Source organism: Streptomyces sp. NPDC060205, from assembly GCF_042728395.1.
Taxonomy (GTDB): Bacteria; Actinomycetota; Actinomycetes; order Streptomycetales; family Streptomycetaceae; genus Streptomyces.
This window is the reverse complement of record NZ_JBHWZP010000322.1, coordinates 1-10,238: the sequence shown is the minus strand read 5'-3', so window position 1 is coordinate 10,238 and position 10,238 is coordinate 1. Positions and strand designations below refer to the sequence as shown.

Annotated in this window: 11 protein-coding genes; 6 read left to right on the top strand and 5 right to left on the bottom strand. The window is 72.1% G+C overall.

Annotation, left to right across the window (positions count from 1 at the left end):
- Nucleotides 1-71: 71 nt before the first annotated feature.
- Together ACFWGJ_RS36140 and cofC are read right to left on the bottom strand one after the other, a co-directional pair.
- Nucleotides 72-272 (bottom strand): hypothetical protein, encoded by a 201-nt coding sequence (locus ACFWGJ_RS36140; RefSeq protein WP_387333069.1) that lies wholly within the window; start codon nucleotides 270-272, stop codon nucleotides 72-74.
- A gap of 249 nt (nucleotides 273-521) precedes the next feature.
- Entirely contained in the window at nucleotides 522-1,154 is a 633-nt protein-coding gene (gene cofC / locus ACFWGJ_RS36135; protein WP_387333068.1) for a 2-phospho-L-lactate guanylyltransferase, read from the bottom strand.
- A 144-nt stretch (nucleotides 1,155-1,298) separates the two neighbouring features.
- On the opposite strand from cofC, the gene ACFWGJ_RS36130 reads away from it, so the two are divergent.
- Genes ACFWGJ_RS36130 through ACFWGJ_RS36120 form a run of 3 tightly spaced genes read left to right on the top strand, consistent with a single transcriptional unit; the run spans nucleotide 1,299 to nucleotide 4,400 of the window.
- Nucleotides 1,299-2,168, top strand: coding sequence for a lysophospholipid acyltransferase family protein (locus ACFWGJ_RS36130; RefSeq protein WP_387333065.1), 870 nt, complete (start codon nucleotides 1,299-1,301; stop codon nucleotides 2,166-2,168).
- Nucleotides 2,165-3,184: an NAD(P)H-dependent glycerol-3-phosphate dehydrogenase gene (locus ACFWGJ_RS36125; protein ID WP_387333063.1), complete on the top strand. Its 1,020-nt coding sequence runs from the start codon at nucleotides 2,165-2,167 to the stop codon at nucleotides 3,182-3,184. Before ACFWGJ_RS36130 ends, ACFWGJ_RS36125 begins: the two co-directional genes overlap by 4 nt.
- 58 nt (nucleotides 3,185-3,242) lie before the next feature.
- Nucleotides 3,243-4,400, top strand: coding sequence for a D-alanine--D-alanine ligase family protein (locus tag ACFWGJ_RS36120; RefSeq protein ID WP_387333062.1), 1,158 nt, complete (start codon nucleotides 3,243-3,245; stop codon nucleotides 4,398-4,400).
- Nucleotides 4,401-4,575: 175 nt separating this feature from the next.
- Here ACFWGJ_RS36120 and ACFWGJ_RS36115 read toward each other — a convergent pair whose 3' ends face one another.
- Nucleotides 4,576-5,085, bottom strand: coding sequence for a DUF3515 domain-containing protein (locus tag ACFWGJ_RS36115; protein ID WP_387333060.1), 510 nt, complete (start codon nucleotides 5,083-5,085; stop codon nucleotides 4,576-4,578).
- Nucleotides 5,086-5,105: 20 nt separating this feature from the next.
- Nucleotides 5,106-5,339: an Lrp/AsnC ligand binding domain-containing protein gene (locus tag ACFWGJ_RS36110; protein WP_107021925.1), complete on the bottom strand. Its 234-nt coding sequence runs from the start codon at nucleotides 5,337-5,339 to the stop codon at nucleotides 5,106-5,108.
- A 285-nt stretch (nucleotides 5,340-5,624) separates the two neighbouring features.
- Between ACFWGJ_RS36110 and ACFWGJ_RS36105 the strand changes: the two genes are divergently transcribed.
- Nucleotides 5,625-6,590 carry a thiamine-phosphate kinase gene (locus tag ACFWGJ_RS36105; protein ID WP_055517840.1) on the top strand — a complete coding sequence of 322 codons (966 nt, stop codon included), beginning with the start codon at nucleotides 5,625-5,627 and terminating at the stop codon, nucleotides 6,588-6,590.
- Nucleotides 6,587-7,411 carry a bifunctional hydroxymethylpyrimidine kinase/phosphomethylpyrimidine kinase gene (thiD, locus tag ACFWGJ_RS36100; RefSeq protein ID WP_387333057.1) on the top strand — a complete coding sequence of 275 codons (825 nt, stop codon included), beginning with the start codon at nucleotides 6,587-6,589 and terminating at the stop codon, nucleotides 7,409-7,411. Before ACFWGJ_RS36105 ends, thiD begins: the two co-directional genes overlap by 4 nt.
- 119 nt (nucleotides 7,412-7,530) lie before the next feature.
- Here the strand turns inward: thiD and rpmB are convergent, their stop codons facing one another.
- Complete coding sequence (rpmB, locus tag ACFWGJ_RS36095) at nucleotides 7,531-7,716, bottom strand: 50S ribosomal protein L28 (RefSeq protein WP_149515409.1); 186 nt, start codon at nucleotides 7,714-7,716, stop codon at nucleotides 7,531-7,533.
- Between the two features lie 274 nt (nucleotides 7,717-7,990).
- Between rpmB and ACFWGJ_RS36090 the strand changes: the two genes are divergently transcribed.
- A complete protein-coding gene (locus tag ACFWGJ_RS36090; RefSeq protein WP_387333055.1) occupies nucleotides 7,991-9,799 on the top strand; it encodes a DAK2 domain-containing protein in 1,809 nt (602 codons plus the stop codon).
- The last annotated feature ends 439 nt before the right edge of the window (nucleotides 9,800-10,238 follow it).

The window sequence follows — 10,238 nt, the reverse complement described above, 5'->3', positions numbered from 1 at the left end:
GCCCACGGGGGAGCCCGGCCCGCGGCGTTTGCGGAGACTTCGGAGACTTCGGAGACTTCGGAAGAGCTTGCTCAGAAGGTCTGCAGGGTCACCAGGGTGATGTGGCGGTCGTCCTCGCCGTCGACCTCGATCCGTACGCGCTGGCCCGGACGGAGCAGTCTGAGGCCGCCCTTGTCGAAGGCCGGGGCGTCGAAGGGGACGGGGGTGCCGTCGTCCAGGAGCACCTGGCCGGTGCGGGTTCCTGGGTCGTATGTGTACGCGGTCGCCTGCATGGCAGCAGGGTATGCGGTTTCCCTTGCCGGGGGAGGGTGGGCAGGGGAGGGGTGGGGTGGGGTTTCTGGGGTCTGTGGGTGGGTGCGGGTCGGTGGGGGCTGGTCGCGCCGTTCCCCGCGCCCCTTGGGGTGTCTGGCGTTGGTGGGTACCTGCGGGTCAGTGGGGGCTGGTCGCGCAGTTCCCCGCGCCCCTTTGGGGCGCCCGGCGCCAGGGGCTGGTCGCGCCGTTCCTCGTGTGCCTTTGGGGGGTCAGGCTGCTTTGAGGTGTTGGGCTGCTGCCTTCGTGCGGGGGCCTGCGCCCAGGGTCAATGCCGCTTGGAGGTCCGCGCCCGTGTCCACGTCCTGGCGTACGGAATCCACCGCGGTCAGGAGGAGTTCCTCGGCGCCCGAGGCGCGATGGCGCGCGCGGGAATCCGTTCCGAAAGCCGGCCGCAATTCGTGGCCCGGGGACGCGCCCAGGAGAGTGGTGCCGATTCCGGCGGCGTCCGCGAGGAAAGCCCGGGGGAATTCGGCGGCGGCGGTGAGGACGCGGGCCAATTCGCCGGCGCGCAGAGCGGGCAGATCCGCGTTCAGCGCGGCCAGCGCGGTGCGCGGGTTCGCGGTGCGCACGACCGCCTCCGCGTGCCGCAGTGCGGCGTTCAGGCCGCCCCCTGGCTCGTCCGGGACGATCCGGGCACCCAGGGCCCCCAGTTCGCGTCCGGCAAGCGCGTCGCCCGTGACTACGGCCACATCCGCGACTTCCGGGCAGGCCAGCGCCGCGGCCACCGTGTCCTGTGCGAAGGCGAGGGCGAGCCCGGGGCGCAGACCGTCGGCCGCGGTGTCCGAGAGCCTGCTCTTCGCCCGCGCAAGGGCTTTGAGGGGTACGACCATGATCCATTGCACGAGCGTTCCGTCCCTCCCAGGTCCCGCCCATTGTCCCCCGGGCACCGGAGAGGGGCCGAGGCCGGGGCGTACGGTGTTCTCGACAGACCGGCGGCCCGGGGTGACACTTGTGCGGCCCCCAAGGCCCAAGAGGAAGGTGTTCGCGTGTCCCGCCGCAGAATCGGCTTCTGGTACCGCTTCTCAGCGGTCCTCGTCAAACCGCCCCTGGTGGTTCTGATCAAGCGGGACTGGCGTGGAATGGAGAACATTCCTGCCGATGGTGGATTTATCACCGCGGTGAACCATAATTCTCACGCCGATCCGTTCGCGTACGGGCACTTTCAGTACAACACCGGCCGGGTTCCGCGTTTCCTCGCCAAGAGCGGGCTTTTCAAGAGCGGATTCGTGGGCGCGGCCATGCGGGGCACCGGCCAGATCCCGGTCTACCGCGAGAGTTCCGACGCGCTCAGCGCCTACCGGGCCGCGATCGACGCCGTGGAGCGCGGGGAATGCGTCGCCTTCTATCCCGAGGCCACCCTCACCCGTGACCCCGACCTGTGGCCGATGACCGGCAAGACGGGTGCCGCGCGGGTCGCCCTGCAGACCAGGTGCCCGGTGATCCCGGTGGCCCAGTGGGGCGCCAACCACCTGCTGGCCCCGTACGCGAAGAAGCCCGACCTCTTCCCGCGCAAGACGCACCACGTGCTGGCCGGCCCGCCCGTGGACCTCTCGCGGTTCTACGACAAGGAGATGACCCCCGACCTCCTGAAGGAGGCGACCGAGGTCATCATGGCCGCGATCACCGCGCAGCTGGAGCTGATCCGCGGCGAGAAGGCGCCGGCCACGCGCTACGACCCGCGCCTGGTGCGGATCGAGCAGCGGCGCAGGACCCGGGAGCAGGACGAGCAGGAAGCGCACGACGAGCACGACGAACTGACCGCGCGCCGGGGACCGGCCGCTCAGGAGAAGACCGCGCGGGAAGCAGGCGCGCGGGACACGACCGAGGCAGAGCACGAAAAGGGGCACGGCAAGTGACGACATCCGGCAGGCCCGTCAAGGCGACCGTCTTCGGGACCGGATCATGGGGCACCGCCTTCGGCATGGTGCTCGCCGACGCCGGGTGCGACGTGACGCTGTGGGGACGGCGGGCCGCACTCGCCGAGGCCGTCAACTCCACCCGCACGAACCCCGACTACCTGCCGGGCATCGAACTCCCGGAGAACCTGCGGGCCACCACGGACGCCGCCGAGGCCGCCCGCGGCGCCGACTTCACGGTGCTCGCCGTGCCCTCGCAGACCCTCCGCGAGAACCTGGCCGAATGGGCGCCGCTGCTCGCGCCCGGCACGGTCCTCGTCTCCCTCATGAAGGGCGTCGAACTCGGCTCCGCGATGCGGATGAGCGAGGTGATCGAGGACGTCGCGAAGGTCGGCGCCGACCGGATCGCCGTGGTCACCGGGCCCAACCTGGCCCGGGAGATCGCCGCCCGGATGCCGGCCGCCGCCGTGGTCGCGTGCAGTGACGAAGGGGTCGCCCAGCGGCTCCAGGCCGCCTGCCACACGCCGTACTTCCGGCCCTACACCAACACCGACGTGGTGGGCTGCGAGCTCGGCGGCGCGGTCAAGAACGTGATCGGTCTCGCCGTCGGCATCGCGGACGGCATGGGCCTGGGCGACAACGCCAAGGGGTCCCTCATCACGCGGGGGTTGGCGGAGACGACCCGGCTCGGGCTCAGGATGGGCGCCGATCCGCTGACGTTCGCCGGACTCGCGGGCCTGGGCGACCTCGTGGCGACCTGTTCCTCGCCGCTCTCGCGCAACCACACCTTCGGTACGAACCTCGGCAAGGGCATGACCCTCCAGGAGACCATCGCGGTCACCAAGCAGACCGCCGAGGGCGTCAAGTCCTGCGAGTCCGTACTGGACTTGGCGCGCCGGCACGGGGTCGACATGCCCATCACGGAGACCGTCGTCGAGATCGTCCACGAGGGCAAGCCGCCGGTCGTCGCCGTCAAGGAACTGATGTCACGCACCGCCAAGCCGGAACGGCACTGAGCGACCCCGCCACGGGCCGCTGACTCGGAGCCCTACCACCGGGTACTCTCAACCCGATATGAGCACCGAGAACCTTCCCCAGAGCCCTGAGCAGCCGCCTCGCAAGCCGCGCGTGGCCGTCGTCTTCGGCGGCCGCAGCTCCGAACACGGGATCTCCATGGTCACCGCGGGAGCCGTCCTGCGGGCCGTCGACCGGACCAAGTACGACGTCCTGCCGATCGGGATCACCCGGGAGGGCCGCTGGGTGCTCACGGCCGACGACCCGGAACGGATGACGATCACCGAACGCCGTACGCCCGACGTCGAGTCGCTCGCCGAGTCGAGCGAGGGCGGCGTGATCCTGCCCGTCGACCCCGCCAACCGCGAAGTGGTCTACAGCGAGCCGGGTTCGGTGCCCAAGGCGCTCGGCGAGGTGGACGTCGTCTTCCCCATGCTGCACGGCCCGTACGGCGAGGACGGCACCCTTCAGGGTCTGCTGGAGCTCTCCGGTGTCCCGTACGTCGGCTCGGGCGTGCTCGCCTCGGCCGTCGGCCAGGACAAGGAGTACATGAAGCGGGTGTTCACCTCCTTCGGGCTGCCGGTCGGCCCGTACGTGGTGATCCGGCCCCGTGAGTGGGAGCAGGACGAGTCGGCGGCCCGCAAGAAGATCATCGACTTCGCGGGGGAGCACGGCTGGCCGCTCTTCGTGAAGCCCGCGCGCGCGGGGTCGTCGATCGGCATCACCAAGGTCGAGGACCTGTCCGGTCTCGACGAGGCGATCGCGGCGGCCCAGCACCACGACCCGAAGATCCTCGTGGAGGCGCTGCTGCGCGGCCGCGAGATCGAGTGCGGGGTCCTGGAGTTCGAGGACGGGCCCCGGGCCTCCGTGCCGGCCGAGATCCCGCCGGTGCAGTCGCACGCGTACTACGACTTCGAGGCCAAGTACATCGACTCGACGCCCGGCATCGTGCCGGCCCCGCTGACGCCCGAGCAGACCGCCGAGATCCGGCGCCTGGCCGTCGAGGCGTTCGAGGCCGCGTCCTGCGAGGGCCTGGTCCGCGCGGACTTCTTCCTCACGGAGGACGGCGAGTTCGTGATCAACGAGATCAACACGATGCCCGGCTTCACGCCGATCTCCATGTACCCCAAGATGTGGGAAGCGACGGGGGTCCCGTACCCGGAACTGGTGGACCGCCTGATCCAGGCGGCCCTGCGCCGCTCGACGGGCTTGCGGTAGAGCCGCTTTGCTCTGAGGGGCGTGGGTACCGGCTTCGCTTCTTCGGACGGGGCCGGGCCTCTGCCTTCATGGGCGCCGGGCCCTTGCCTTTAGGGGCGCGGGGAACTGCGCAGCACCAGCCACGACGCACCCGCACCCGACAACGCACCGGCGGAGCACGAACCGGCCGTGGCCATCAATCCGCGATCCCCAAAGGGATCGTCTTCTTGATGGCCCCGGCCAGATCGACGAGAACAGCGGACGTGTCCCGCCCGGACGGCACCGTCACCTCGACGTACACCCGCCGCTGAGCGGAGGTGAAGCGGGTCACCCCGCCGTCCATCTCCTCCATCAGCCACCCCACCCCGTTCACACCGCCCCCGATCGCATCGGGATCGCTCCCGTCGGCCACCTTCGGGTCGACCATCTTCGCGGGCCGCGACACCCCGCAGCGCAGTATGATCGCCGGGCTTCCCCAGCCCGCGGTCAGCGCCGACCGGGGCTCGGGATCCTCCCGATCGAGGCCGTCCACCTTCCGTGGCAACGACTTGTCCAGGTTCCGGCACAGCTTGGCGGCCTTCGCCCCCGGACTGGGAACCGCGGCCGGGGCGTTGTCGTCTGCTGAGGAGCAGCCTGTGGCAGCGATCAGCAGAACGAGGGCGGGCAGCCCGACCAGAGAGGCACGCCGGTGACGAAAGAGGTCCACCGGCCCAGCGTAGACGGGGGCTACAGGTGCACGACCGGGCAGGTCAGGGTACGGGTGATGCCGTCCACTTGCTGGACTCGCGCGACCACCATGCGGCCGAGCTCGTCCACGGTGTCGGCCTGGGCCCGCACGATCACGTCGTACGGCCCGGTGACGTCCTCGGCCTGGATCACCCCCGAAATCTTGCTGATCGTCTCGGCGACGGTCGACGCTTTGCCGACCTCCGTCTGGATCAGGATGTACGCCTGTACCACGGAACCTCCAGGGCGGCCACGAGGATCATGTGGGGAAAAGGAACGCCACGGTATCGCGTCGCCGCACGCCACGGGGAGACCTGCGGGAGCGGGGGCTTGCGCGCCAGGGTGCAGGGACGGCACAGGTTGACGGTTGACTCGACGGTACCGAGGTACCGGACGGTCCGCGACCGGACGCACGTGCGACGCGGCCGGGCCGACGCGGGAACAGAAGCGCAGCTGAGCGGCGACACAAGCAGACAAGGCAACCCGGTTCATGGGCACGAAGGGAACAGGTGAGACTCGGTGAAGGGAACCGTGGGCGAGTTGGGGGAGTTCGGGCTCATCAAGGAGCTCACCTCCCGGCTCACCACCACCCCGGCGGTACGCGTCGGGCCCGGTGACGACGCGGCCGTGGTGGCCGCCCCCGACCGCAGGGTCGTGGCGAGCACCGACATCCTCCTGGAGGGGCGGCACTTCCGGCGCGACTGGTCCACGGCGTACGACGTCGGGCGCAAGGCCGCCGCGCAGAACCTCGCGGACATCGCCGCCATGGGCGCGGTGCCGACCGCACTGCTGCTGGGCCTGGTCGTTCCGGCCGAACTGCCCGCCACCTGGCCCTCCGAGCTGATGGACGGCCTGCGCGACGAGTGCCAGGTCGCGGGCGCGGCCGTGGTCGGCGGGGACGTCGTACGCGGCGACACGATCACCGTGGCGATCACCGCACTCGGCGATCTGCGCAACCACGAGCCGGTGACCCGAGCCGGCGCCCGGCCCGGCGACGTGGTGGCCGTGACGGGCTGGCTGGGCTGGTCCGCGGCCGGGCACGCCGTGCTCTCCCGCGGTTTCCGCTCGCCGCGCGCCTTCGTCGAGGCCCACCGGCGCCCGGAACCGCCGTACCACGCGGGTCCCGCGGCGGCCGGGCTCGGCGCGACCTCCATGACGGACGTCAGCGACGGGCTGATCGCCGACCTCGGGCACATCGCCGAGGCCAGCAAGGTACGTATCGACATCCGCTCCGGTGCCGTGGACATCCCCACGCAGATGAACGACATCGGTCAGGCCGTCGGCGTCGACCCGATCCAGTGGGTGCTCACCGGCGGCGAGGACCACGCGATCGTCGCGACCTTCCCGTCGGACGTGAAACTGCCCGCCCGCTGGAAGGTGATCGGCGAGGTCCTCAACCCGTCGGCGCTGCCCCAGGTCACGGTCGACGGGGCGCCCTGGACCAGCAAGGGCGGCTGGGACCACTTCGGGGACATCGAGTCATGAGCACCCCGCCGAGTGTCCCTTCCCGCACTCCGCCGCGGGTGCTGACGGTCGCGGGTTCCGACTCCGGTGGCGGGGCCGGGATCCAGGCCGACCTGAAGACCATGCTCGCGCTCGGCGTGCACGGCATGAGCGTGCTCACCGCCGTCACCGCGCAGAACTCCCTCGGCGTGCAGGGCGCCTGGGAGCTGCCGGTGGAGGCGGTGCGGGCCCAGTACCGCAGTGTGGTCGACGACATCGGCGTCCAGGCCGTCAAGACCGGCATGCTCTCCTCCGCCGAACTCGTGGAGGCCGTCGCCGAGTTGATCGGCGGCACCGACGCGCCGGCCGTGGTCGACCCGGTCGGCGTCTCCAAGCACGGCGACTCGCTGCTGGCCTCGTCCGCCCTGGACTCCGTACGGACGAAGCTGCTCCCGGTGGCCACGGTGGCGACACCGAACCTCGACGAGGTGGCCCAGCTCACGGGCGTGACGGTCGAGTCGGAGGACGGGATGCGGCGGGCGGCCCAGGCCGTGCTGTCGTACGGGCCCGTCTGGGCGCTGATCAAGGGCGGCCACCTGAGCGGGGACGCGGTGGACTTCCTCACCGACGGCACCGACGAGCTGTGGCTGCGCGCGCCCCGCTTCGACAACCGGCACACCCACGGCACGGGGTGCACGCTCGCGAGCGCGATCGCCTCGGAGCTGGCGCGGGGGCGGTCGGTGCCGGACGCGGTCGTGGCGGCGAAGGAGTACGTCACCGGGGCGATCGCGGCCGGATTCGCGCTCGGGGCCGGGATCGGCCCGGTCGATCACGGCTGGCGGTTCACCTCAGCGGCCGGGTAGCCGGGTGGGCCGGGAGGTCCTGGTGGGCCGAGCGGCCCGGGAACAGCAGAAAGCCGGTCCTCCGTGAGGGGGACCGGCTTTGAGCGGTGGACCAGCAGTGGCTGCGCGCTGTGCAGATGTCAGCGCGAGACCTTGCCGGCCTTGATGCACGAGGTGCAAGCGTTGACGCGCTTCGGCGTCCCGCCGACCACGGTACGGACGCGCTGGATGTTCGGGTTCCAGCGACGGGACGTACGGCGGTGCGAGTGCGAGATGCTGTTGCCGAAGCTCGGCCCCTTGCCACAGACGTCGCAGTTGGCAGCCACGGGTCACTCCAAAGACTTCAGATGCTCTTACGGTGGATCCCGGCATGCCGGGATCAGGATCGTAGGATCTGAGTGGCGCTGCCAGGGGGAAGGCCCGATGAGATCGGGCAACCGGAGCAGCATACAACGACTGCGTCCGTACAACGAAACTACCATGTCCCGCGCGGGCTCCCTCCCGGCCCTCTTCCGGCCGGCACCCCACCTGGGTCTACGCTGCGTCGGACGTTCGGCCGCTCGCTCCGGCCGCTCGGACCGGCTGCTCAAGGAGGCGCAGGTGCCGCAGGTGCCGCAGACATTGGACGCATCCGCGGTACGTGCCTGGTGCGGACTCGCGCTGGAGGCCCTTGGCCGTGCGCGCGAGGAGATCGACGCGATCAATGTCTATCCCGTCGCCGACGGGGACACCGGCACCAACCTCTATTTGACCGTCGAGTCCGCCGCCGCGGCCGTCGAGGCGGTCTTCGCGGCGCACGCGGCGATGTCCGTCGTCGGCGGCCCGTCCGGGGGGCAGGTGTTCGGGGGACCGGCGTCCGACGGGCCCGCGTCCGACGGGCCTGTGTCCGACGGGCCGGCATCCGAGAAGGGGGCGTCCGACGGGCCGCTGATCGAGCCGCCCACCCTCGCCGACGCGGTACGGGCCATGGCGCACGGCGCGCTCATCGGCGCCCGGGGCAACTCGGGGACGATCCTCGCGCAGCTCCTGCGGGGCATGGCCCAGGTGCTCGCCGCCGACACGGGCACCGAGCGGACCGACGGCCCGGGCCTGCGGCTCGCCCTGCGGCACGCGGCCGACGCGGCCCGGCAGGCCGTCGCGCACCCGGTCGAGGGCACGGTCCTCACGGTCGCCTCGGCCGCCGCCGACGCGGCCTCCGGCGCCGACGGGGACTGCGCGGTGATCGCACGCGCCGCGTACGAGGGCGCACGGGCTGCGCTCGCGGCGACCCCCGGGCAGCTGGCCGTCCTGGAACGGGCCGGAGTCGTCGACGCGGGCGGACGGGGACTGGTGGCCGTGCTGGGGGCGCTGGTGGAGACGTTCACCGGAGCGGCCCCCGCGATGGGCGCGGTCCCGGTACTCGCGCCGCACGCGCGCGTGCGGGCCGAGACGGGGGAGTGCGCCGACGGCGGCCCCGGTCACGGACCCGTCCACGACGAGAGCGGCCCCGCCTTCGAGGTGATCTACCTCCTGGAGGCGGACGACACGGCCGTGGCGCGGCTGCGCGACCGGCTCGACGCCCTCGGGGACTCGCTCGTGGTGGTCGGCGGGGACGGGCTGTGGAACGTGCACGTGCACGTCGACGACGCGGGCGCGGCCGTGGAGGCGGGCGTCGAGGCCGGCCGGCCGCACCGGATCCGGATCACGCACTTCGGTCCCGCCGACGCGCACACCACGGGCTCCACGGTCCGGCCGGTCCGGGAGAGGGCGCAGCGCGCGATCGTGGCGGTCGTGCCCGGGGAGGGCCTCGCCCGGCTCTACGCCGAGGCGGGGGCCACCACGGTTCTCGCGCGCCCCGGGGAGCCGCCGGCCAGCGGAGAGCTCGTGGACGCGGTACGGCGAGCCCACGCCCTGGAGGTCGTCCTGCTGCCGAACGACGCCGAGCTGCGCCACACGGCCGCCGCGGCGGCCGAGCAGGCCCGCACCGAGGGCGTACGGGTCGCGCTGATCCCCACGCGTTCGGCGGTGCAGGGGATCGCCGCGCTCGCCGTGCACGAGCCCGAGCGGCGCTTCGACGAGGACGTGGTCGCGATGACCTCGGCGGCGGGCGCGACGCGGTACGCCGAGGTGGAGGTCGCGGAACGCCAGTCCTGGACCATGGCCGGCATCTGCCAGGCCGGCGACGTCCTCGGCCTCATCGACGGCGACGTGGCCGTGATCGGCTCGGACGTCACGGCCACCGCGGAGTCGGTCCTCAACCGCATGCTCTCGGCGGGCGGCGAAATGGTCACCCTGGTCCTGGGCGACGAGGCGCCCCCGACGATCGCCGACCACCTGGAAGCGAGGGTCCGCGAGTCCTACCTGGCGGTGGACACGGTGGTGTACCGGGGCGGCCACCAGGGAGCCCTGCTACTGATCGGCGTGGAGTAGCCGCCCCCGGGCACGGTGCTCCCGCACGCACCCGAGCCCCGGGCTCATGTCGGGTGCGGCCCCGGTGGGGGCTGGTCGCGCAGTTCCCCGCGCCCCTTACGGGGCGAAAGCTGAGCGCAGCCTCTGTGGACTGGCGGGCTCCGTGAGGGGCGCGGGCGGCTGCGGTGCTTCCGGACTCGCCCGAACCTCGGGCTCCTGTCTGGTGCGGGCCCGGTGGGGGCTGGTCGCGCAGTTCCCCGCGCCCCTTCAGGGCGAAGGCCGGACGCAGCGCCTGTTTCTCAGGGACGCGGGATGCGGCGCGAGCGCCGTGACGGACCGGCGGGCTCCGTGAGGGCCGCGGGCGGCTGTGGTGCTTCCGCACGCATCCGAGCCCTGGGCTCCTGTCGGGTGCGGGCTCGGTGGGGGCTGGTCGCGCAGTTCCCCGCGCCCCTTACGGGGC

Bases quoted from the DNA above. Each gene is read 5' to 3' on its own strand.
- thiD (WP_387333057.1), top strand. From the start codon at position 6,587: ATGAGCACCCCGCCGAGTGTCCCTTCCCGCACTCCGCCGCGGGTGCTG.
- ACFWGJ_RS36120 (WP_387333062.1), top strand. From the start codon at position 3,243: ATGAGCACCGAGAACCTTCCCCAGAGCCCTGAGCAGCCGCCTCGCAAG.
- ACFWGJ_RS36140 (WP_387333069.1), bottom strand. From the start codon at position 272: ATGCAGGCGACCGCGTACACATACGACCCAGGAACCCGCACCGGCCAG.